19 protein-coding genes are annotated in these 21,779 nt (G+C 60.1%); 6 read left to right on the top strand and 13 right to left on the bottom strand.

What is annotated here, in order from left to right:
* Nucleotides 1-17: 17 nt before the first annotated feature.
* The 5 genes from F3G95_RS02040 to F3G95_RS02020 all read right to left on the bottom strand — a co-directional run bounded on the left by F3G95_RS02040 (nt 18) and on the right by F3G95_RS02020 (nt 4,892).
* Nucleotides 18-719, bottom strand: coding sequence for an ABC transporter ATP-binding protein (locus F3G95_RS02040; protein ID WP_320443547.1), 702 nt, complete (start codon nt 717-719; stop codon nt 18-20).
* A 15-nt stretch (nt 720-734) separates the two neighbouring features.
* Nucleotides 735-1,574: an ABC transporter ATP-binding protein gene (locus F3G95_RS02035; protein ID WP_149793611.1), complete on the bottom strand. Its 840-nt coding sequence runs from the start codon at nt 1,572-1,574 to the stop codon at nt 735-737.
* On the bottom strand, nt 1,567-2,598 hold the full coding sequence (locus F3G95_RS02030; protein ID WP_149793610.1) for a branched-chain amino acid ABC transporter permease: 1,032 nt from the start codon (nt 2,596-2,598) through the stop codon (nt 1,567-1,569). Before F3G95_RS02030 ends, F3G95_RS02035 begins: the two co-directional genes overlap by 8 nt.
* A gap of 13 nt (nt 2,599-2,611) precedes the next feature.
* Entirely contained in the window at nt 2,612-3,490 is an 879-nt protein-coding gene (locus F3G95_RS02025; RefSeq protein WP_149793609.1) for a branched-chain amino acid ABC transporter permease, read from the bottom strand.
* A 181-nt stretch (nt 3,491-3,671) separates the two neighbouring features.
* The gene (locus tag F3G95_RS02020) at nt 3,672-4,892 is read right to left on the bottom strand and encodes an ABC transporter substrate-binding protein (RefSeq protein ID WP_149793608.1); all 1,221 of its coding nucleotides are present in this window, start codon (nt 4,890-4,892) and stop codon (nt 3,672-3,674) included.
* Between the two features lie 468 nt (nt 4,893-5,360).
* Here F3G95_RS02020 and eno point away from each other — a divergent pair, with 468 nt between their 5' ends.
* From eno to F3G95_RS02005, 3 genes are all read left to right on the top strand, one after another.
* Nucleotides 5,361-6,659 carry a phosphopyruvate hydratase gene (gene eno, locus F3G95_RS02015; protein ID WP_149793607.1) on the top strand — a complete coding sequence of 433 codons (1,299 nt, stop codon included), beginning with the start codon at nt 5,361-5,363 and terminating at the stop codon, nt 6,657-6,659.
* A gap of 220 nt (nt 6,660-6,879) precedes the next feature.
* Nucleotides 6,880-7,980, top strand: a complete 1,101-nt coding sequence (gene uxuA / locus F3G95_RS02010) for a mannonate dehydratase (protein WP_149793606.1) — start codon at nt 6,880-6,882, stop codon at nt 7,978-7,980.
* A 6-nt stretch (nt 7,981-7,986) separates the two neighbouring features.
* Nucleotides 7,987-9,573, top strand: coding sequence for a mannitol dehydrogenase family protein (locus F3G95_RS02005; protein WP_149793605.1), 1,587 nt, complete (start codon nt 7,987-7,989; stop codon nt 9,571-9,573).
* A gap of 173 nt (nt 9,574-9,746) precedes the next feature.
* Here F3G95_RS02005 and ugpC read toward each other — a convergent pair whose 3' ends face one another.
* Complete coding sequence (gene ugpC / locus F3G95_RS02000) at nt 9,747-10,862, bottom strand: sn-glycerol-3-phosphate ABC transporter ATP-binding protein UgpC (protein WP_149793604.1); 1,116 nt, start codon at nt 10,860-10,862, stop codon at nt 9,747-9,749.
* 130 nt (nt 10,863-10,992) lie between these two features.
* On the opposite strand from ugpC, the gene F3G95_RS01995 reads away from it, so the two are divergent.
* Nucleotides 10,993-11,838, top strand: a complete 846-nt coding sequence (locus F3G95_RS01995) for an AraC family transcriptional regulator (protein ID WP_243130246.1) — start codon at nt 10,993-10,995, stop codon at nt 11,836-11,838.
* Here the strand turns inward: F3G95_RS01995 and F3G95_RS01990 are convergent.
* Nucleotides 11,835-13,124 (bottom strand): MATE family efflux transporter, encoded by a 1,290-nt coding sequence (locus F3G95_RS01990; protein WP_149793603.1) that lies wholly within the window; start codon nt 13,122-13,124, stop codon nt 11,835-11,837. The genes F3G95_RS01995 and F3G95_RS01990 overlap by 4 nt on opposite strands.
* A 171-nt stretch (nt 13,125-13,295) precedes the next feature.
* Between F3G95_RS01990 and F3G95_RS01985 the strand changes: the two genes are divergently transcribed.
* A complete protein-coding gene (locus F3G95_RS01985) occupies nt 13,296-14,126 on the top strand; it encodes a PfkB family carbohydrate kinase (protein WP_149793602.1) in 831 nt (276 codons plus the stop codon).
* 71 nt (nt 14,127-14,197) lie between these two features.
* Here F3G95_RS01985 and F3G95_RS01980 read toward each other — a convergent pair whose 3' ends face one another.
* The 6 genes from F3G95_RS01980 to F3G95_RS01955 form a co-directional block, all read right to left on the bottom strand.
* Nucleotides 14,198-15,538 (bottom strand): TRAP transporter large permease, encoded by a 1,341-nt coding sequence (locus tag F3G95_RS01980; protein ID WP_149793601.1) that lies wholly within the window; start codon nt 15,536-15,538, stop codon nt 14,198-14,200.
* Between the two features lies 1 nt (nt 15,539).
* Nucleotides 15,540-16,061: a TRAP transporter small permease gene (locus tag F3G95_RS01975; protein ID WP_149793600.1), complete on the bottom strand. Its 522-nt coding sequence runs from the start codon at nt 16,059-16,061 to the stop codon at nt 15,540-15,542.
* A 101-nt stretch (nt 16,062-16,162) separates the two neighbouring features.
* The gene (locus F3G95_RS01970; RefSeq protein WP_149793599.1) at nt 16,163-17,251 is read right to left on the bottom strand and encodes a TRAP transporter substrate-binding protein; all 1,089 of its coding nucleotides are present in this window, start codon (nt 17,249-17,251) and stop codon (nt 16,163-16,165) included.
* Between the two features lie 244 nt (nt 17,252-17,495).
* A complete protein-coding gene (locus tag F3G95_RS01965) occupies nt 17,496-18,506 on the bottom strand; it encodes a TRAP transporter substrate-binding protein (protein WP_243130245.1) in 1,011 nt (336 codons plus the stop codon).
* Nucleotides 18,503-19,333, bottom strand: coding sequence for a response regulator (locus tag F3G95_RS01960; RefSeq protein ID WP_149793598.1), 831 nt, complete (start codon nt 19,331-19,333; stop codon nt 18,503-18,505). Before F3G95_RS01960 ends, F3G95_RS01965 begins: the two co-directional genes overlap by 4 nt.
* Entirely contained in the window at nt 19,308-20,837 is a 1,530-nt protein-coding gene (locus F3G95_RS01955) for a histidine kinase (RefSeq protein ID WP_243130244.1), read from the bottom strand. The genes F3G95_RS01960 and F3G95_RS01955 overlap by 26 nt, the downstream gene beginning before the upstream one ends.
* Nucleotides 20,838-21,028: 191 nt before the next feature.
* On the opposite strand from F3G95_RS01955, the gene F3G95_RS01950 reads away from it, so the two are divergent.
* On the top strand, nt 21,029-21,556 hold the full coding sequence (locus F3G95_RS01950) for a YcxB family protein (RefSeq protein WP_149793597.1): 528 nt from the start codon (nt 21,029-21,031) through the stop codon (nt 21,554-21,556).
* The last annotated feature ends 223 nt before the right edge of the window (nt 21,557-21,779 follow it).

The following is a 21,779-nucleotide window of genomic DNA, read 5'->3' as shown; positions in this document are numbered from 1 at the left end:
CTTTTACTTTTTGTAATTTAACCGCCCAGATATGCACTGCGGACACGCTCGTTGGTCAGCAGCTCAGCACCGGTGCCATCCATGACCACGCGGCCCGTCTCGAGGACGTAGGCGCGGTCTGCCACGGAAAGGGCCATCTGTGCGTTCTGCTCGACCAGCAGGATGGTCATGCCCTCTTTGTGGATGTTCTGGATGATGTCGAAGATCTCCTGCACCAGCAGGGGCGACAGACCCATGGAGGGCTCGTCCAGCATCAGCATGGAGGCGTTGCTCATCAGAGCACGGCCCATGGCCAGCATCTGCTGCTCGCCGCCGGACATGGTGCCGGCCAGCTGCTTGCGGCGCTCCTTCAGGCGGGGGAAGAGCTCAAAGACCTTCTCCTTGTTGGGAGCGATGGTGGAAGCAGGCTGGGTATAAGCGCCCATGTCCAGATTCTCCTCCACGGTCATGTGCAGGAAGACATGACGGCCTTCCGGCACCTGTGCCAGACCGGCCTCGACGATTTTATGAGCGCGGACGCCCTTGATGCTCTTGCCCTTGTAGAGGACGTCGCCGGTCTTCGGGTGGAGCAGGCCGGAGATGGTCTTCAGGGTGGTGGACTTACCGGCACCGTTGGCACCGATGAGGGTGACGATCTCGCCCTCGTTCACCTCGAAGGAGACATCCTTGACTGCGTGGATGTTGCCATAAAAGACGTTGATATTATCAACTTTCAGCAAAGTCTGTGCCATCGTTCAGCCCTCCTTCTTGCCCAGGTAGGCTTCGATGACCTGGGGATTGTTGCGGATCTCGTCCGGCGTACCCTTGGCGATGATGCGGCCAAAGTTCAGCACGGCGATGCCCTCGCAGATGCCCATGACAAGGCTCATATCGTGCTCGATGAGCAGGACGGCAATGTTGAACTCGTCGCGGATGCGGCGGATGGTCTCCGTCAGCTCTGCGGTCTCGGAGGGGTTCATGCCGGCGGCCGGCTCGTCCAGAAGCAGCAGCTTCGGGCTGGTAGCCAGCGCGCGCATGATCTCCAGACGGCGCTGCGCGCCGTAGGGCAGACTGCCGGCCTGTGCATCGGCGAGGTCGGCCATGTGGAAGATGTCCAGCAGCTCGAAGGCACGTTCGGTGCAGCGCTTCTCTTCCTTCCAGTAGTTGGGCAGGCGGATGAGAGAGGAGCCCAGATTGTACTTCATGGACTCGTGGAGGCCCACCTTGATGTTGTCGATGACGGACAGGTCCTTGAACAGGCGGATATTCTGGAACGTACGAGCCACGCCCATCCGGTTGACCTGATAGGTCTTTTTGCCGGCGGTGGGCATCCCATCGATGAGGATGGAGCCGCGGGTGGGCTGGTAGACGTTGGTCAGCAGGTTGAAGACGGTGGTCTTACCGGCGCCGTTGGGGCCGATGAGGCCGGTGATCTCGTTGCGGCCGATCATCAGGTTGAAGCCGTCCACGGCGGTCAGGCCGCCGAAGTCGATGCCCAGTTCACGGACGTCGAGGATGGGCTTTTTATCCTTGTCGCGGTCGGTCAGGAAGCCGCCGGAAGGGACGCTGTTTAACTTCGTCTGGAACTCACTCATGGTCTGCGCCCTCCTTGTCAGCATTCTTCTTGTGGAACAGCTCGCCGTTCATGACCTTTTCCACGATGCGGCTCATGGAGAAATCGTAGCTGCCCAGCAGTCCGCCCGGACGGAAGATCATCATCAGGACGAGCACCAGCGAGTAGATGACCATGCGGTAGCTGTCGAAGCTACGGGTGGCCTCGGGCAGGATGGTCAGGACGGTAGCGGAGAGGATGGAGCCCAGCATGGAGCCCATGCCGCCCAGAACCACCATGACCAGGATCTCGATGGACTTCATGAAGCCGAAGGTGGAGGGGTTCAGAACGCCGATGTAGCAGGCGTACAGACCACCGGCCAGACCGGCAAAGGCAGCGGAGAAAGCGAAGGCCATGACCTTATAATACGTAGTCTGGATGCCGCAGCTCTCGGCAGCGATCTCGTTGTCACGGATGGCGAGGACGGCGCGGCCATGGCGGCTCTTCATCATGGCATGGATGAGGAAGCAGGTGATGACCACACAGAGGAAGACATTGGCGAAGTTGGAGTACTTGGGGATGTTCTTGAGGCCCTTGGAGCCGTAGAACAGGCTGTAGCCCAGCACATCGTCGATGTTGTTCAGGGTGATGCGGATGATCTCGCCGAAGCCCAGGGTCAGGATGGCCAGATAGTCACCGGTCAGACGGAGGGCCGGGACGCCGATGAGGACGCCAAACAGGCCGGCCATCACAGCGCCCAGTGCAAGGCCGATGGCAAAGGAAACGCCATCGGGCAGAGGGCTGTACTTGGTGAAGAGGGCGCAGGTGTAAGCACCCACGGCCATGAAACCGGCGTGGCCCAGCGGCAGCTGGCCCAGATAGCCGGTGGCCACGTTCAGGGACACGGCCAGGATGATGTTGATGCCCACGGTCATGAGCACCTTGTTCTGGTAAGTGGAGAGCATGTTGCCGGTCATGTAGGAAAGGGCCAGGAACAGCAGCACCACCAGCACGGCGTTCATGAGGTAGCGCACGGGCATTTTGAGCGTTTTGCGATTCTTGTTCATCTTCATGCCCTCCTTACACCTTTTCCTGCACCTTGCGGCCAAGGAAGCCCGTGGGCTTGAACAGCAGCACGATGATGAGGATGGCGAACGTGACGGCGTCCTTCCAGGCAGACAGGCCGATGGCGGAGACGAAGCACTCGCACAGGCCGATGACGATGCCGCCGACCATTGCGCCCGGGATGGAGCCGATGCCGCCCAGAACGGCGGCGACGAAGGCTTTCAGGCCCAGCATGGAGCCCATGGTGGGGGTTGCCTGCGGGTAGGAGCAGCAGTACAGCACCGAGCCGATGCCGGCCAGTGCAGAGCCGACCGCGAAGGTAAAGGAGATGGTGCTGTTGACATTGATGCCCATCAGGCGGGCAGCGTCCATATCCTCAGAGACGGCGCGCATGGCCTTGCCAAGCTTGGTCTTCTGGACGAGGAAGGTCAGCACCAGCATGGACAGCACGGTGACCACCAGCGTGATGACAGAGGTCAGGCCCAGAGGCACCTTGCCCAGATAGAAGGTCTTGTTGTCGTAGTAAGACGGGATGACCTTTGCGCCCGAGCCCATGACCAGCTCAGCCGTGTACTCGAGGAAGAACGACACGCCGATGGCCGTGATGAGCAGAGAGATACGGGGTGCGCTGCGCAGCGGGGTGTAGGCGATCTTTTCGATGACCACGCCCAGCAGCGTACAGGTGAGGATGGTGGCACAGACCGCCGTGACCGGGCCGAGGCCCAGCTGGTTCATGACGAACCAGGACATGTACGCGCCCACCATGATGACGTCGCCGTGGGCAAAGTTCAGCAGCAGGATGATGCCGTACACCATGCTGTAGCCCAGTGCGATCAGTGCATAGATGCTGCCAAGGGACAGGCCATTGATCAGCTGGCTGAAAAACACTGTCATGGATGGATACTTCCTTTCTTTCCGGCGCTGTTGCACGCCTTATGTGGGGATACACTTTTTTACCAAAAAGGCGGAGAGCACCGGGGCAATACTGTTCCGGCGTTCTCCGCAGTCGGGTCAATTTACGATCATTCGGATCTCAGCGGCGCTTCCATCACCGGTCGATGGAAGAAAGCTGGGATCAGAACATTTCCTTCAGCACCGGCTTGCCGTCCACATAGGTCAGGATAGCAGTCTGCTTGACGGGGTCGTGATGCTCGTCGAAGGTGAAGGTGCCGGTGATGCCGTCGATGGTGCCGGAGGCAATGGCATCGATGACAGCCTGCTTGTAATCGTCGGTGCCAGCCTCGAGACCGGCATCCTCAGCAGCCTGCAGGCCGTAGACGATGGTCTTTGCTGCATCGTAGCCCAGAGGAGAGAAGCCGTTGGGGTACTCCTCACCGTACTCTGCCTTGTAGGCATCCTCAAACTCGGAGTTGGAGCCCTTTGCGTAGTTCGCGCAGAAGTAAGTGTCCTTCAGCTGATCGTTGGTGGCGTAGCCTTCCAGACCATCCCAGCCGTCGCCGCCCAGGAACGGAACGGTCAGGCCGACGCTCTCAGCCTGAGACAGGATCTGGCCCACTTCCTCGTAGTAGTTGGGGCAGAAGACGGTCTCGGGGTCCTTGCCGAGGATGGTGGTCAGCTGAGTCTTGAAGTCCACGTCGCCCTCAGAGTAGCTCTCCTGATCGACGATGGTGCCGCCCAGAGACTCGAACTCGTTGACGAAGTTCTCTGCCAGGCCCTCGTTGTAGTCAGCACCCTTCTTGAAGATGACGGCTGCCTTGGTGTAGCCCAGCTTCTGGTATGCGTAGTCAGCCATCTTGATGCCCTGGAACGGGTCGGTGAAGGTGGCGCGGAAGACGTTTGCGTTCACGGTGTCGGTCTCGGCATCGTAGGTGACAGCCTCAGCGGTAGCGGAAGCGGTGACCATGGGCATATTGTAGTCTGCGCTCTCAGCAACGACTGCCAGAGTCGGGGTGGTGGTAACGTCGCCGATCAGAGCGGTCATGCCCTCGTCCACCATCTTGGTGAAGCAGTTGACAGCCTGCGTCGCGTCGCCCTGCTCGTCCTCGGTGAGGATCTCGATCTGCTTGCCGTTGATGCCGCCGTTGGCGTTGACCTGCTTCAGGTACAGGGTAGCACCGTTGACAACAGCCTGACCGTAAACGGAGACGTTGCCGCTCAGGGGGCCCATAACGCCGACCTTGATGGTGTCGCCGGAGGCAGCTGCTGCGGTAGAACCGGAAGCGGCAGCAGTGGAAGCTGCGGTGCTGGAAGAGCCGCCGCAGGCAGTCAGAACACCGGCAGCAGCCACGACACCGGCAGCAGCCAGAAAGTTACGACGAGAGATCATGTTTTTCATAAGTCTATATCCTCCTGATATTTGGAAGCGTTCGTGTTATTTGCAGCCCTTTCGCACGGCCCATGAGCCAGTGTCCCGAAAAGCTGTTAAGGAAGCAGCGCTCCCTTCCCTCAAAGCAGCTCTGCTTCCCTGAGTCTTATTATAAGCACTTCGGTGCAAGTCTGCAATTCACAAATCGTCCATAGTTTGGGAGGGGTTTCGGGTAAAACTCGCTATTTTTCACAAAATCAAACGCCACTTTTTGGTTACTTTTTCAAATTGTTCACCTAAGAAAAACAGAACATGAAAGCAATTCACACGTAACAAAAAGATGACACAACTTTCCTCTCCTGAAGTTTGCTTCCGCTAACATCCATGCATCCTCTTGCATCTCGGGCCGAATCATGGTAGGATAATATCGGTTAGTTAGCGTATACTATCCAAATGAGAAGAGCGCATCCATTCCTATTATATATGGAGGTACCAATCATGAACTATCTTGAGATCGTAGACGTTCAGGGCCGTGAGATCTTGGACTCCCGCGGCAACCCCACTGTTGAGGCTGAGATCACCCTCGCCGACGGCACCGTGGCCCGGGGCTGCGCACCGTCCGGCGCATCCACCGGCGAGTTCGAAGCTCTGGAGCTGCGCGACGGCGACAAGGGCCGCTATCTGGGCAAGGGCGTCACCAAAGCTGTGGAGAACATCAACACCGTCATCGCTGATGCTGTCATCGGCATGGATGCTTCCGACATCTACGCCATCGACAAGGCTATGATCGACGCCGACGGCACCAAGGACAAGTCCAAGCTGGGCGCAAACGCCATTCTGGCCGTTTCCATCGCTGCCTGCCGCGCTGCTGCCACTTCGCTGGACATGCCCCTCTACCGCTTCCTCGGCGGCGTGAACGGCAACCGCCTGCCCGTCCCCATGATGAACATTCTGAACGGCGGCGCACACGCCGCCAACACCGTGGACACCCAGGAGTTCATGATCATGCCCGTGGGCGCACCTTCCTTTAAGGAGGGCCTGCGCTGGTGCGCTGAGGTCTTCCACGCTCTGGCTTCCATCCTGAAGGCAAAGGGGCTGGCCACCTCCGTGGGCGACGAGGGCGGCTTCGCTCCCAACCTGTCCAGCGACGAGGAGACCATCGAGACCATTCTGGCCGCCATCGAGAAGGCCGGTTATCTTCCCGGCAAGGACTTCATGCTGGCCATGGACGCTGCTTCCTCCGAGTGGAAGAGCCCCAAGGGCAAAGGCTTCTACAAGCTGCCCAAGGCCGGCACCGAGTTCACCTCCAGTGAGCTCATCGCACACTGGAAGAAGCTGGTGGAGAAGTACCCCATCATCTCCATCGAGGACGGTCTGGATGAAGAGGACTGGGAAGGCTGGCAGGAGATGACCCGCGAGCTGGGCGGCAAGGTCCAGCTGGTGGGCGACGACCTGTTCGTCACCAACACCGAGCGTCTGGCCAAGGGCATCCAGCTGGGTGCCGGCAACGCCATCCTCATCAAGCTGAACCAGATCGGCTCCGTATCTGAGACTCTGGAAGCCATCAAGATGGCTCACAAGGCCGGCTATACCGCCATCAGCTCTCACCGCTCCGGCGAGACTGAGGACACCACCATCGCCGACCTGGCTGTGGCTCTGAACACCTGCCAGATCAAGACCGGCGCCCCCAGCCGCACTGAGCGTGTGGCAAAGTACAACCAGCTGCTGCGCATCGAGGAGCAGCTGGGCGGCAGCGCCGTCTACCCCGGCATGGCCGCTTTCAACGTGAAGCGTTAACTCAGACTCTGCGACAGGAGCGCCAGTCCCGGCTTTGCCGGAGCTGGCGCTCTTTTTTGTCATTTCCATGTCAATTTGTCTAAAGTATACAAGAAAAAACATCAAAACTCGGCAAATCGACTATTGCCAATTCGCAACTGATATATTAGAATATAAGTGAGAGAGCGAGGCACTCCTGCCGCGCATAAACGCAAAGCAATATGAACGGAGGACATCCACTATGCCTATGAAAATGGGTTGGCGCTGGTATGGCGAGGGCAACGACCCCGTCACCCTCAGCGACATCAAGCAGATCCCCGGCGTGACCAGCATCGTCTGGGCGCTGCACAACAAGATGCCCGGCGAGATCTGGGAGATCGACGAGATCCAGAAGGTCGCAGACCAGATCCACGCTTACGGCTTCGACATGGACGTTGTCGAGTCTGTCAACGTCCACGACGACATCAAGATCGGCCTGCCCACCCGCGATCAGTACATCGAGAACTACAAGCAGTGCATCCGCAACCTGTCCAAGTTCGGTGTCAAGGTCATCTGCTACAACTTTATGCCCATCTTCGACTGGACCCGCACTGACCTGTTCCACCCCGTCGGCGACGGCTCCACCGCACTGTTCTACGAGAAGGACAAGATCAAGGGCGACTACAAGTCCATGGCCGAGTACATCATGTCCTTCACCGAGAAGTACAACATGACCTTCCCCGGCTGGGAGCCGGAGCGGATGGCAAAGCTGGACGAGCTGTTCAAGGCCTACGCCCCTGTCACTAAGGAAAAGCTCTGGGAGAACCTGAAGTACTTCCTCGAAGCCCTGATGCCCACCTGCCGCGAGTGCGACATCAAAATGGCCATCCACATGGACGATCCCCCTTGGGACATCTTCGGCCTGCCCCGCCTGCTGGTGGATGCTGAGAGCATCGACCGCTTCCTGAGCATGGTGGACGACGAGTACAACTGCCTGACCCTCTGCTCCGGCAGCCTGAACGCCAACCCCAACAACAATGTGGCTGAGATCGTCCGCAAGCACTGCGACCGCATCGCATTCGCACACATCCGCAACATCCATCACTTCCCCAACGGCGACTTCTCCGAGGCTGCCCACCGCGACTGCTGCGGCGAGACCGGCATCATCGAGATCCTGCGCGCCTACCATGACTGCGGCTTCGAGGGCTACATCCGCCCCGACCATGGCCGTCAGCTGTGGGAGGAAGGCCCCGGCAGCTGCCGCCCCGGCTACGGCAAGTATGACCGTGCGCTGGGCATCCAGTATATGCTGGGCGTCTGGGACCTGCTGGACCGTCTGGACGAAGAGAAGAAGAAGGGCTGATATATCATGAAGCTGACTGATATTAAGAACGGCAATCTGTCCGCCGAGTGGGCAGAAAAGGGCTACGAGCTGCCCAAGTTCGACGTCGAGGCCGTCAAGGCCAAGACCCACGCAGAACCCACCTGGGTCCACTTCGGTGCCGGCAACATCTTCCGCGCATTCCCGGCTGCTATCCTGAACGACGCCCTGAACAGCGGCAAGTATGACCGCGGCGTCATCGTGGCCGAGAGCTTCGACTACGAGATCATCGACAAGGCTTATCGGCCCTACGACAACCTGAGCCTGCTGGTCTGCCTGAAGTCCACCGGCGACATCGAGAAGAAGGTCATCGCCTCCGTCACCGAGAGCCTGAAGGCTGATTACTCCTTCGGCGCTGACTGGGCACGTCTGGTCGAGATCTTCCAGGCACCCAGCCTGCAGATGATCTCCTTCACCATCACCGAGAAGGGCTACGGCGTCGCTCCTGCTGACCTCGAGCGCGGCCTGACCCCCGTTCTGGCCATGGGCAAGGTCACTGCTCTGCTCTACGAGCGCTTCAAGGCCGGCAAGCTGCCCCTGACCGTCCAGAGCATGGACAACTGCTCTCACAACGGCGATAAGGTCAAGGCCGCAGTCTTTGCCTACGCTTCCAAGTGGGTCGAGCAGGGTCTGGTCCCCGCCGAGTTCCTGGCCTACGTCAAGGACGAGACCAAGATCACCTTCCCCTGGAGCATGATCGACAAGATTACTCCCCGCCCGGATGCCAAGGTCCAGAAGATGCTGGCTGACGACGGTTTTGAGGACAACTACACCATCGTCACCGAGAAGCACACCTTCACCGCTCCCTTCGTCAACGCTGAGGAGACCCAGTACCTCTGCATCGAGGATCACTACACCAATGGCCGTCCTCCGCTGGAGCTGGGCGGCGTCCTCTACTGCGACCGTGAGACCGTCGATAAGATCGAGAAGATGAAGGTCTGCACCTGCCTCAACCCCCTGCACACCGCCATGTCCATCTACGGCTGTATGCTGGGCTACACCCTCATCTCCGCTGAGATGGCCGATGAGGACCTGCGCAGCTTCATCCAGAAGATCGGCTACATCGAGGCGATGCCCGTCGTCGTTGACCCCGGCGTTCTGAACCCCTACGAGTTCATCGGCGCTGTCATCAACCGCCGTCTGCCCAACCCCTTCATGCCCGACGCTCCCCAGCGTATCGCCACCGATACCTCCCAGAAGCTGGCGATCCGCTTCGGCGAGACCATCAAGGCTTACGAAGAGCGCGGTCTGGACAAGTCCAACCTCGTGCTGATCCCGCTGGTGCTGGCAGGCTATGCCCGCTACCTGAAGGGCATCGACGACAACGGCCAGCCCTTCGAGATCTCCACTGACCCGCTGCTGGCTGAGCTGCAGGCCATCGTGGCTCCCCTGAAGGTGGAAGCCGGCGAGCAGGACTTCTCCTGCCTGAAGGCTCTGTACAGCCGCACCGACGTCTTCGGCGTGGACCTGTACGCCGTCGGTCTGGGCGAGAAGATCGAGTCCATGGCCAAGGAGCTGTTCGCAGGCCCCGGCGCTGTCCGCGCTACCCTGCACAAGTACGTCAAGGCCCGCTGATCGAACCGTCCCCTGACTTCATAAGCCATTTCCGCACCCATGCTGCGTTTTGCTTTGCCGCAGCATGGGTTTTTATTATGTCTTTTTTCCGGCACAGGAAAAGCCGCCGGGCCTTGCGGCCCGACGGCTTTTCTTATGATAGGAGGATCAAAAATGATCGTAGACTATCTTATTCAGTTCAGGATGGTCTGCTCGGTCTCGACGTCGAACAGGTGGACCTTGTGGGGATCGAAGGCAACGCGGACGGTGTCTCCGTTGCGGGCCTTGGAGGTGGGAGCGACGCGGGCGGTCATCTTGTTGCCCTTGTACTCCAGGTACAGGTAGATCTCAGCGCCCATCATCTCAGAGACATCGACCTGAGTATCCAGCTGGCAGTCGGTGTGCTTTGCCATGAACTCGGGCTCATCGTCGATGTCCTCGGGACGGATGCCCATCTTGACCTTCTTGCCGACGTAGGAATCCAGCTTGCCGTCAGCGGTCTTCTCCTTGGGCAGGGGGATGAGATCGCCGCCCAGGTCGACGCTGTACTGGTCGCCCTTCTTGACGATGGTGCCGTCCAGGAAGTTCATCTGGGGGCTGCCGATGAAGCCTGCGACGAACATGTTGCAGGGCATATCGTACAGGTTCTGCGGGGTATCGACCTGCTGGATGATGCCGTCCTTCATGACAACGATCCGGTCGCCCATGGTCATAGCCTCGGTCTGGTCGTGGGTAACGTAGATGAAGGTGGTAGCCAGCTTCTTGTGCAGCTTGATGATCTCGGTGCGCATGGAGGTACGCAGCTTAGCGTCCAGGTTGGACAGAGGCTCGTCCAGCAGGAAGACTGCCGGGTTACGGACCATTGCACGGCCCAGAGCGACACGCTGGCGCTGACCACCGGACAGAGCCTTGGGCTTGCGGTCCAGCAGGTGCTCGATCTCCAGGATCTTAGCAGCCTCGTGGACACGGCGGTCGATCTCGTCCTTCGGGGTCTTGCGCAGTTCCAGACCGAAAGCGATGTTCTTGTAGACGGTCATGTGGGGGTACAGAGCGTAGCTCTGGAAGACCATGGCGATGTCGCGGTCCTTCGGGGGAACATCGTTGATGAGGCGGCCGCCGATGTACATCTCGCCCTTGGAGATCTCCTCCAGACCGGCGATCATGCGCAGGGTGGTGGACTTACCGCAGCCAGAGGGGCCGACGAAGATGATGAATTCCTTGTCCTGGATCTCCAGGTTGAAATCGGTGACGGAAGGAGCCGTAGCACCGGGGTAGATCTTGTAGATATGCTGGCAGCTGATAGAAGCCATAAAGCTTTTTCCTCCATTGATGTTGTTGCACTCAAAGGCTCAGCTTGACGATGAGCCGTTTCATTGCTATTATAATATCAGATTATTTTGTGTTATAAAATAGCATTTTATTGATTTGAGGTGTCAGATATTGATTTACTCTCCCAGCACGACTGCCGCCCTCGGCATCGTGGAGGATGCCCAGCCGGAAGAGCCCCTCACCCTGCGGGGCGAAGGGCTCTGGGTCTGCCTCATTTCCAGCGGAAAATGTGTCGTCTCGCTGTCCGATCTCGAACTGATGCCGGCAGGTTCTGCCCTGTTGCTGCCGCCCCAGAATGCCGCAGCGGGCCATCTCGTGCTGAGCCGGGGGCCGCTGACCCTCGCGCCGGAAAACGAGTGCCATCTGCTCTGCGTCCAGCTCACCGGGCAGGCAGCTGAACAGTTCCTTGCAGGGCTTTCCGAGATGCCCTTCCTCGCCCGGGGCGAGACCTGCCCGGCGGCGGCAGAGCTGATGGGGCGCCTTGCCGAAGAGCAGGACGCCTCGGAGCGGGTACGCAGTCAGCTGGCCTTCGCGCTGCTGTGCGAGCTCTCAGACGCCGACAGCGCCGCCCCTGCCCTGCCTCCGCTGGTGGCCGCCGCCATCGAGGACATCCGCAGGAACTACGCCGGGCTCTACGGCGTGGAAGAGCTGAGCGAGCGGCTGGGCGTCTCCAAGAGCCACCTCGTCCGGGCCTTTACAGCAGCGCTGGGCGTCTCGCCGGGGCGGTATCTCACCAGCGTCCGCATAGAAGCCGCCATGCGTCTGCTGCTCCACCGGGAGTACACGCTGGACGTCATCGCCAGCCTCTGCGGTTTCTCGGGGGCCAACTACCTCTGCCGCGTCTTCAAAAAAACGACCGGCCGATCTCCCACACAGTGGCGGGCGATGGCCGGTCGGGGCGCACTGCCCGAGCTTTCGCCCGAGCAGCAGCGGGTGGGACAGGAATTGTTTATTTAATTTTTTCGCTTCAGCAGGAAGAGGGTCAGGCAGGCCGTGATGGCCTCAGAGGCCGGGGACGCGGCCCAGACGCCGGTCATCCCGAAGAGGGCGCTCAGCACCAGAGAGCAGGCCACGATGGCCACGATGCCGCGGGAAAGCGACGTCGCAGAAGCCTCTGCGGGACGGTCCACCGCGCCCAGATAGCCGGCGGCCACGATATTGAAGCCCGCGAAGAAATAGCCGAGGAAGTAGATGCGCATCCCGCTGAAGGCATACTGCGCCATGAGGGCCGAGTTCTCACTGTTGAAGACCGCGACGATCGGCCCGGTAAACCCGAACAGAACTGCATACAGTGCCGCCGCCAGCGCAAGCGCTGTTCCGCTGCCCAGCAGCAGGAGCTTGCGGGCACCGGCGGCATCGTTTTTGCCGTAGCACCTGCTGACCAGCGGCTGCGCGCCCTGGGCCACGCCGTTGAAGATCGCCGTCGCCACCAGCGCGTAGTTCGCCACGACGCCGTAAGCCGCCACGGCCACATTGCCCGCCAGACGCAGGAGCAGCAGGTTGAAGACGGTGGTGGTCACGCCGGAGGACATCTCTCCCACAAAGCCCGAGACGCCCAGCTGGCAGCTCTGGGCCAGCAGCTTCGGCGAGGGCAGCTGCCGCACAAGGCGGACGGTGCTGCTCTTTTTGAAGAAGTGGCGGCTGCAGATCGCAATGCTCAACACGGGCGAGACTGCCGTCGCCAGCGCCGCGCCGGGCAGACCGAGACCCATGGGGAACATAAAAATGTAGTCGAACACCACATTGAAGAGACTTCCGCAGAGGGTCGCCACCATGGCCAGCGAGGGGTCGCCGTCGTTCCGGACAAAGGCCGAGACGATGTAGTTGCACATGAAGAAGGGCGTGAACAGCAGGAAGATGCGGGCGTACCCCACGCCCAGGGCAACGATCTCCGCGTCGCCGCCCATGAACCGCAGCAGCACCTCGGGGCAGAAGATGCCCGCCAGCATGAAGGGCAGAGCGAACACCAGCGCCCAGAGCAGGGCGTTGGAAAAATAGCACTCCGACCGCTCGTCGCCCTGCGCCCGGAGGATGGCGTAGCGGGTGGCTGCGCCGAGGCCCAGCATGGAGCCGATGGCGAAGATGAAGTTGTAGATGGGCAAGCAGAGGTTCAGCAGAGCCACACCGCTGGTGCCTGCCGCCTGCGAGATGAAATAGGTATCGGCCAGGATGTAGCAGGACGTCCCCAGCAGGCCGAAGATGTTCTGGCTGACGTATTTGAAATACTGTTTGGTAAGGCTCATGTTCTCCTCGTCAAATGTCACATTTTTATCATTCAAATTTCAGATATACTGCCATATTTCGTCAGTTTATCACAATCCGACCGAAGCTGTCAAGCTCTCCATTTGCACAAACGCCCGGATGGGTGTATACTGTAGTTTGTTTTTGAAAACAGGCAGAAGGGAGGGTGCATCATGCCGGGCAAGACTTTATACTGTCTGGGCGAAGCGTGGCTGGAATTGAACAGCACCGCGCCGCTGGCATCGGCAGAGACGTTTTCTCCCCGCATGGGCGGAAGCGCCGCCTCGCTGGCACTGGCTTATGCCGCACAGGGCGGCAGAGCCTCTCTTTTAACGCAGCTTGGCGAGGATGCTTTCGGACACCGCATCGCAGACGCTTTATCTGCTGCCGGTGTGGACATCAGCCGGGTCTGCTTCACCTCCCGCGCCCCCACGCCGCTGCTGTTCGACGGCGGCGGCGAACAGCTAGGCTGCCGCACCCGTTCTTCGGAGCTGCTCTATGCACCCGAACAGCTGGGCGCTGACTGGGCCGCAGATGCTGAAATGCTGGCCTTTTCCAGCGCCTGCCTCGTGGACAGCCCCTGCCGCTACACCCACCTTGCCGCGCTGGACACCGCCCGCACCGCCGGTGTGCCGGTCTGCTTTGTCCCCTCTCTCCGCCCGGCTCTCTGGCCCGGCGAAAAGACTCTGCGGGACACGGTGATGCAGTTTCTCCCCTTCGCGGACATCCTCCTCCTCACCGCCGACGAGATGGAGCTTCTGCTGGACACCCGGGAGTATCAGGTCGGGCTGTTCGCCCTGCTGCGGGGGCATACCCAGCTGGTGGTGCTTGAGACAGAAGAGGGCGTCCACGCCTTTACCCGGGCAGTACACGCATTCCGGCCCGGGCTTTCTGCCCCGCCCGAAGAGCTGGCCGCACGGCTGCTGTATCAAATCTCTCAGCAGGAGCTGACCCTGAAAAAGCTCATGAAATGCAGTGCTCCGGCACTTCAGACACTTCTATAACGCCGGAAAGCCCCCGCCTTTGCAGGCGGGGGCTTTCCGTTTATTCTGTCATCCGGAGGAGAATGAGCTGATCAGTGAATGAACACCGGGCCAAGCGGGTTGGTGATGGGGCTGACGTAGCCTCCCAGCAGCTTGGGGATCGCGAGGCTGATGTCAGGCACGAAGGTCAGCAGCAGCAGAGCGATGAACATGCACAGATAGAACGGGAGAGTAGCCTTGACGACCTTCTCCATGGGGCGCTTCGCAACGGCAGAGCCGATGAACAGAACCGCGCCGACAGGGGGAGTCAGCAGGCCGATGCCGCAGTTCAGGACCATGATGATACCGAACTGGATGGGGTCGATGCCGATGGAGGTGGCGATGGGCAGCAGGATGGGGGTAGCGATCAGGATGATGGGAGCCATATCCATGATCATGCCCAGCACCAGGATGATGAGGTCGATGAGCAGTGCGATGATGTAGGGGTTGTTGGTGACGCTGGTGATGGCGTTTGCAGCCAGATCAGGCACATGCAGCATGGTCAGGCAGTTGCCGAACACGGCAGAGGTGGCGATCAGGATGAGGACGATGGACAGAGTGTTGACGCACTCATCCAGAGCGTGCCAGACGCCCTTCCAGTCAAGGCCCTTGTAGACAAAGACGGAGACCAGCAGAGAGTAGATAACTGCGATAGCAGCGGACTCGGTAGCGGTGAACACACCGCCGACAACGCCGAACACGACGATGACGACTGCGGCCAGAGCCCAGATGGAGGTACCCAGCTGCTTGATGAAGCCTTTGATGGTGAAGGGAGAGCCCTTGGGGTAATTCTCCTTGACGGAGATGATGTAGGAGCCGATCATCAGGACGATGGCCAGCAGAGCGCCGGGCAGGTAGCCAGCCAGGAACAGGCTGCCCACGGAGATGCCGCCGGCGGTGGTGGCGTAGATGACCATGTTATGGCTCGGGGGGACCAGCAGGCCCTCGCAGGAGGAGGTGATGGTGACAGCGGTGGAGAAGTCGGCGTCGTAGCCCTGATCGACCATCATGGGGATCATGATGGAGCCGATGGAAGCGGTATCTGCGGAAGCAGAACCGGAAATGCCGCCGAAGAAGTAGGAAGCAACGATGTTGACCATTGCCATGCCGCCGCGCATCCAGCCGACGCAGGCATCAGCCAGAGCGATCAGCTTTTCGGAGATGCCGCCGCTGCCCATGAGGACGCCCATGGTGATGAAGAACGGGACGGCCATCAGGCTGAAGGACGAGATGCCCTTGACCATCAGACGGCAGACATCGGTCAGTGCCTGGCCCTGCACCATCATGCACAGCACGCTGGACAGACCAACGGCGTATGCGATGGGGAAGCGCAGGAAGATCATGACGAAGAAGCTGACAAGAAGGACAACGATTGCCAGTGTCTGGACTGTCATATTAGTTCTCCTCCTTTACAAAAATGCTCTTGATGTGGTTGTACAGTGCCTCGATCTCGAAGATGATCATGGCGACACCGGCCAGAGGCACGGGGAAGTACATCCAGAAACGGCTCAGCCAGGGCATCGAGACATAGAAGCCGCGGCCGCCCAGGGTGGTGGCGTAGTTCCAGCCCACAACCAGCATGATGAGGCCGAGGATGCAGACCGCCAGATCGGCGAGGATGTCCAGCACCTTGACGGCGATCTTGGGCAGATAGACGTCAAATGCGGTCATGCGGATGTGTGCGCCGCGGCGGATGGCCAGAGCAGCACTCAGCACGGCCATGTAGCTCATGCAGGTCAGAACGACTTCTTCAGACCATGCGGGGTCCGGGATGAACGGGACGTAACGACCAATGACCGACATTGTGGTGATGAGAATATCTGCGATCAGCAGCAGCTTGCAGATAAACAGGACCACTTTGTAGGTGACGTCGTACGCCGGCTTGATCTTATCCAGAGTGGTAAAGATTTTCGGCATAGGATCTCCTCCATACTCTTATAAAAAGCCCGGCGGGTCTGCGGGCGTATCCCGTAGTCCCCCGCCGGGCTATGTACTACTTCAGGATAAAGGCGCTTTTATCAGGCCTTCATATCCAGCAGCTGCTGATACAGCTCAGCCTGATCCGAGGTGTTCTCGCTGATGACCTTAGCGCAAGCCTCCTGCCAGGGAGTCTTATCGGGGACATCGACGACGTTGCAGCCGGAAGACTTCAGCTCGTCGAGGACCTTGTTCTCAGCGGTCTCGGACAGGTCAGCGTTGAAGGCCTGCGTATCCGCAGCCGCCTCCATGACGGCAGCCTGCTGGTTCTCGGTCAGCTTGTTCCAGGCGTTGTCGGTGATGACAGCCTGCACAGCGCCCAGAGTATGGCCGTCGAGGATCAGGTTGTTAGCGACCTCGGGGAAGGCGTTGGACTTGTAGTTTGCGATGGGCTGCTCAGCGCCATCGACAACGCCGGTCTGCAGTGCGCTGTACAGCTCGCCGAAGGAGACGACGGTGGGGTTAGCGCCCAGACCCTCGACCATGCCGTTCATGACGGGGTCGTTGGACACGCGCAGCTTCAGGCCCTTGAAATCAGCGATGCCGGAAACGGGCTTGACCGTGAAGAAGTGACGGAAGCCCTCCTCGCCGTAGAAGATACCACGAACGGGCAGGCCCAGCTCCTGGGGCTCGTTCAGGAACTCAGGTGCCAGCTCGCTGTTGGCGAAGTTCCAGAAGTGTGCGCGGTTCTCGAAGGTGAAGGGGATGGACAGCAGCTTGGACTTGTTGCAGCCGTAGCTGGTCAGTGCGAAAGCGGAGATACGGCTGATGTCGATGGAGGTGGAGCCGCCGAGGATAGCGTCCAGAACGTCGTTCTCAGAGCCCAGAACGCCGGAAGCCTGCACATCGACGACGACGGAGCCGCCGGTCAGCTCCTCGACCTTCTCCTTGAAGTGAGAACCGGTCTGGCCGACGATGGTATCCAGCGGGTTGACCTCGGCGTAGACCAGAGTCACCTTCGGGTCGGAAGCAGCAGCTGCGGCATCACCAGCGGGAGCGGTGGAAGCTGCAGCAGAGGACGCGGTAGAAGCAGCAGTGCTGTTGCCGGAGCCACCGCAAGCGGTCAGTGCCAGAGCAGCGGCGGAAACACCAGCTGCTGCCAGAAAGCTGCGACGAGAAATCTTCTTCATGATAAAATCCTCCTTAGATTTTCCTCATTCAGGGCGGTGTGCTCTGCACGGGTCGCACACCGTCCGTTCATTTACTGTACACACTTTAGCAAAATTTTTTAGTCAGAACAAGGGCTTATGAAAAATGTCCTGTTTTTCAAAAAAATGTGAGAAACACTTTTGTGCATTTCTTACAAGCCACGGTGCAGTTTGTTCAGCACACTGCCCAACAAGATGAATACAATGTAATATCTCTTGCGCTTTTTCAGGCTTCGCGGATGCGCTGGATGAGGCGGCTCTGCTCCTCAAAAGCCGCGTACATAGGCTCGACTGCCGCCCGGAAGCGGGCTTTCTCGGCGGCGGAGAGGGTCGTCACCTCCACGCCCCATTCCCGCATATGCTTCTCGGCGCTGGCCTCCCGCTCCGCCCAGAGGCGGCGTTCGGCCAGAGCGCTCTCCTTTCCGCAGGCGCGGATGATGTCCGGGAAGCGCTCGTCCAGCTCTGCCAGCTTTTCCATCGCGGCCTCGCTGGCCAGCTGCAGCTCCGGCACACGGGTGTGCTCATCCTTTAAGAAATAGGGGGCCACCTCATAGTGGCCCATGGCCTCATAGCTGGGCCAGTTGTTTTCCGCGCCGTCTATCTCGGCGTTGTGCAGGGCTGCATAGACCCGGCTGTAGACCACCTGCGCGGGCTTTGCGCCGAGGTCCAGTATCATCTCGCTCATCATGTCCGACTCCTGCACCCGGAGCGTCAGCCCCGCGAGGTCCGCCAGCGTCTCCACCTTTTCGCGGGTGTAGAAGCTGCGGACGCCGGCGTCGAACCACGACAGGCCCACGAGGTCTATCGCGCCGAGGCCGGAGAGGAATTCATCGCCGATCTCACCGTCCAGCACCCGCCACATCTGGGGCGCATCGGTATAGAGAAAAGGAAGCTGCAATACGCTCAGGGCCGGCTGATACTCGGACAGCTGGCTCAGAGAGACGCGGGCAAAGTCGATGCCGCCGTACTGCATCTGCTCGATGACGCTCTGTTCGGCCCCCAGCTCCCCGCCGCTGTAGACCACGACTTTGACCCTCCCCTCCGTCCGCTCGGCCACGAGGTCGGCGAAGGCCAGAGCGGCCTGAGTGGTGGGATAATCCTCGGGCTGGTTCTCGGCGTAGCGCAGGATGAGCTCCGGTCCGTTGTACTCTTCCGTCTTGCTGCAGCCCACAGCGCCCAGCGCCGTACAGGCGGCCAGCGCCAGCACACTGCGGCGGGAAATCATCCGCCCGCTCACAGCCCGGCCTCCGGGTCGGCCTTTGCCTTCTGGCCGGCCTGACGGCGGTACTGGGTGGGGGTCATGCCGGTGCGTTTCTTGAACGCCCGGGCGAAGTAGCTGGCATCCTCGTAGCCCACCATCGACGCCACCTCCGCCGAGGAGCGGAAGGGGTCGGCCAGCAATTCCTTTGCCGCGTTGATGCGCAGCTCGGTGAGGCAGTCGAGGAAGTTCATCTTCTGGTATTTCTTGAACTGCGCCGACAGGTAGGCCGGGCTGATGTGCAGGATCTCGCCCACGCTGTCCAGCGACAGATCGAACATATAATTATCCTCGAGGTAGCGGCGGACGTGGGCCATGACAAGGGCCGTCTGGCTGTTCTCGCTCTCCTCGGGGGCGTCTTCCGCCTCTTCTTCGGTCTCCGTCTGCTCCGGCTGGGGCCGGGCAGCGGCCAGCTCTTCCAGCTTCCGCTCCGTCTCGATCTGCCGCATCGCCCGGCGCACCGAGGCTTCCAGCTCGTCGGGGTCCACCGGCTTGAGCAGATAGTCGCAGGCCCCCAGATGCACCGCCTCATGGGCATACTGGAACAGACTGTAGGCTGTGACGAAGATGACCCGGCAGGAAGGCCGCTGGGCCAGCACGGCACGGGCAGCGTCGAGACCGCTCATGCCCGGCATCTCAATATCCATCAGGATGAGGTCCGCGCCCCACAGCACCGCCGTGTCGGCAGCTTTGCGGCCATTTTCCGCCATCTCCAGGACCACTTCCCGCTCAAAACGGCGCTGGACCAGCTCCGCAAGCGCCTCCCGCTCCAGCTTTTCGTCATCCGCGATCAACAAGCGTATCATCGTCCAAATCCTCCTCCAAAAGTTCTACAAGGGGCAGGTACATACTGATGGCCGTACCCCGGCCCGGGTGAGAGCGGATGACCAGCCGCCCCCGTTTATCCAGAAGCCGCAGCCGTGCGGCCACGTTATAGACGCCGATATGCTCCCAGCGCTCCCCGGGCTGGGCCAGCGCGGCTTTCAGCTGGGCCAGCTGTTCGGGCTGGATGCCCACGCCGTTGTCGCAGACGCTGATATAGAGCAGCCCCTTATCCCGCAGCGGGTTGATGCGGATGCGCACCACGCCGCCCTCTTCCTTGGGCGAGATGCCGTGCTTGAAGGCATTCTCCACAATGGGCTGCAAGATGAAGGATGGCACCATCGTCTCCGTCAAATCGAGGGAGTCGGAGATGCGCCACACCATCTTCACCCGGTCGCCGAAGCGGACGTGATAAATGGAGTAATACTCGTCCACGATGCGCACTTCCCGGGCCAGCGGCACCTGCTCGTCGTTGCTCATCAGGCTGTAGCGCAGCAGGTGCGACAGAGCCGTGATGAGGGCCTGAGTGCGGTAGGCTTTTTCCTGTCCGGCGGTCTGTAAAATGACGTTCAGGGTGTTAAAAAGGAAATGGGGGTCGATCTGGCTGCGCAGCTGCTGCAAACGGCTGCGCTCCATCCGGTTCTGTAATTCCAGAGCTTCCGTCTTCTGGCGGTGGAGCTCCCGCTCCATCTCGTTTTTCTCCCGCAGAGTGGTCACCTGCTCGGCCATCGAATGCTTCATGTGGTTGAAAGCTTCGGTCAGCTGGGCCATTTCCGGCTGACGGGGCGCAGGCAGGTCAGGCGAATCGAACTCGCCCCGGGTGACCTCCCGGGAGGCGCCGATCATCTGCTGCACCGGGGTCAGCAGCGTCAGCACCGAGAAGGCCATGACGCAGCCCAGCGCAAGGCAGAGCGCCACCACGACGGTCTGCGCCCATTTCACCCGGTCGCTGAGGGCCGACACGGTGGTGTAAGTCCCCTGGGCGTCGGTGATGGCCGTGTTCAGCAGCTGCTGGGTGTACTGGCGCAGATAGCCGCCGCAGGGTACGATTTTATTATAGTAGAGCTGGGCGGCTTTCGTATCCTGACCGGCGGCCACCGCTTCTTCCAGCTGGTCCACCAGTGCGGTGTAGCTGTCGTAGGTAGTGGAAACGGCATTGTAGAGCAGATACTGCTCTTCACTCACAGTGCCAAGGTCGCTCTCGATGCGCCAGAGCCATGCGTTGGTGACGGAAAAGGCGCTGTGGAGCTCCTCTGTCAGCGCTTTGGCGTCGCCGTACTCCCAGCGGTAATCTTCCATGGCCGAAAGACTCCGCTCCACGCCGTTCTGGAAGCGGCTGATGGCGTTGAAGTTGCCCATCTGGTCGTCCAGTTCCCGCAGCACGGTGCCGGACTGGTAAAAGCTCAAGAATATCTGCCCCGCCAGCGCCAGAAAAAACGCTGCCAGGCAAAGACTGATCTGCCCTTTCAGGGTCATCCTGCGCCCCACGCACCCATCCTCCCTCTCTGTGATATTCTGCCGCGCATCTTCCGCCTTATCCGGCCTGTCCGCCGTCAGAGCGAAAGCTCCATAAACTTTCTTTTTCGTCCTATTTTAGCACATTTTAGGGCATCTGCGCAATATCATCCTTGATTGTTGGAAAATAATATGGTACTATGACCAAAAAGGAGGGTATTTTTATGTCTCAGCCGATCTCCGTTTCCGTCCAGATGGATGCTGCATCCTTCCACGATTTTGCCGCCTTTGACCTGCTGCGCCACCGCAAGGCGTGGCACCGGCCTCTAATGTTCACGGCCATTTTGCTGGTGTCTGCCGGCTTCTGCCTGTCGCAGGTGGGCCAGAAAGACGGCGCAGCCCTGCTCACGGTGGTGCTGGCCGTGGTGGCGCTGGGCGTGCCGGCCGTCTACTTCTGGACGTTTTTCCACTCCCTGAGCCTCCAGATCAAAAAGATGGGCCTGCCCCGCCCCTTCTACCGGCTGCTGCTGGACGACGACGGACTGTCGGTCTGGATGGCCGGCGAGCAGGACAAGCCTGAGGCGAGCCGCAAGTATGCGTGGCACGATATGCATCTGGCCTACCGCACCCCCAACGCCATTTACCTCTATGTCCAGCAGAATCAGGCCTATCTGCTGAACGACAGCCTCGACGCCGCATGGAGCCTGCTGCAAGCCTCCCTCCCGGCAGAGCGCCTGCATGATATGCGATAAGAACGACAAAAGCCCATCGCGCAGCTGTGCGATGGGCTTTTTTTGCGTCAGCAATACAAAAACAGGCAGCGCCGTGGAAAGGAGGAGAAAGCGGCGCTGCCTGTGTATGAGAACTCCTAAACATTTGCGGCTGCTAGGAGGTTGTTGGTAGTCTGTCCGCCGCCGTGGCTATTGCCTCGCATAGGTGGGGGACAGTATTTTTTTAGGGGCGCGGCACCCGCTG

Origin of the sequence: Faecalibacterium sp. Marseille-P9312, assembly GCF_902497445.1 — a bacterium.
GTDB classification, from domain to species: Bacteria; Bacillota; Clostridia; order Oscillospirales; family Ruminococcaceae; genus Faecalibacterium; species Faecalibacterium longum.
This window is presented reverse-complemented; position numbering and strand designations above follow the sequence as displayed.

What these genes read in the sequence shown, in the direction of transcription:
- F3G95_RS02035 (WP_149793611.1), bottom strand. Translation starts at nt 1,574, where the DNA reads ATGAGTGAGTTCCAGACGAAGTTAAACAGCGTCCCTTCCGGCGGCTTC.
- F3G95_RS02030 (WP_149793610.1), bottom strand. Translation starts at nt 2,598, where the DNA reads ATGAACAAGAATCGCAAAACGCTCAAAATGCCCGTGCGCTACCTCATG.
- F3G95_RS02025 (WP_149793609.1), bottom strand. Translation starts at nt 3,490, where the DNA reads ATGACAGTGTTTTTCAGCCAGCTGATCAATGGCCTGTCCCTTGGCAGC.
- F3G95_RS02020 (WP_149793608.1), bottom strand. Translation starts at nt 4,892, where the DNA reads ATGAAAAACATGATCTCTCGTCGTAACTTTCTGGCTGCTGCCGGTGTC.
- eno (WP_149793607.1), top strand. Translation starts at nt 5,361, where the DNA reads ATGAACTATCTTGAGATCGTAGACGTTCAGGGCCGTGAGATCTTGGAC.
- uxuA (WP_149793606.1), top strand. Translation starts at nt 6,880, where the DNA reads ATGCCTATGAAAATGGGTTGGCGCTGGTATGGCGAGGGCAACGACCCC.
- F3G95_RS02005 (WP_149793605.1), top strand. Translation starts at nt 7,987, where the DNA reads ATGAAGCTGACTGATATTAAGAACGGCAATCTGTCCGCCGAGTGGGCA.
- ugpC (WP_149793604.1), bottom strand. Translation starts at nt 10,862, where the DNA reads ATGGCTTCTATCAGCTGCCAGCATATCTACAAGATCTACCCCGGTGCT.
- F3G95_RS01990 (WP_149793603.1), bottom strand. Translation starts at nt 13,124, where the DNA reads ATGAGCCTTACCAAACAGTATTTCAAATACGTCAGCCAGAACATCTTC.
- F3G95_RS01985 (WP_149793602.1), top strand. Translation starts at nt 13,296, where the DNA reads ATGCCGGGCAAGACTTTATACTGTCTGGGCGAAGCGTGGCTGGAATTG.
- F3G95_RS01980 (WP_149793601.1), bottom strand. Translation starts at nt 15,538, where the DNA reads ATGACAGTCCAGACACTGGCAATCGTTGTCCTTCTTGTCAGCTTCTTC.
- F3G95_RS01975 (WP_149793600.1), bottom strand. Translation starts at nt 16,061, where the DNA reads ATGCCGAAAATCTTTACCACTCTGGATAAGATCAAGCCGGCGTACGAC.
- F3G95_RS01970 (WP_149793599.1), bottom strand. Translation starts at nt 17,251, where the DNA reads ATGAAGAAGATTTCTCGTCGCAGCTTTCTGGCAGCAGCTGGTGTTTCC.
- F3G95_RS01960 (WP_149793598.1), bottom strand. Translation starts at nt 19,333, where the DNA reads ATGATACGCTTGTTGATCGCGGATGACGAAAAGCTGGAGCGGGAGGCG.
- F3G95_RS01950 (WP_149793597.1), top strand. Translation starts at nt 21,029, where the DNA reads ATGTCTCAGCCGATCTCCGTTTCCGTCCAGATGGATGCTGCATCCTTC.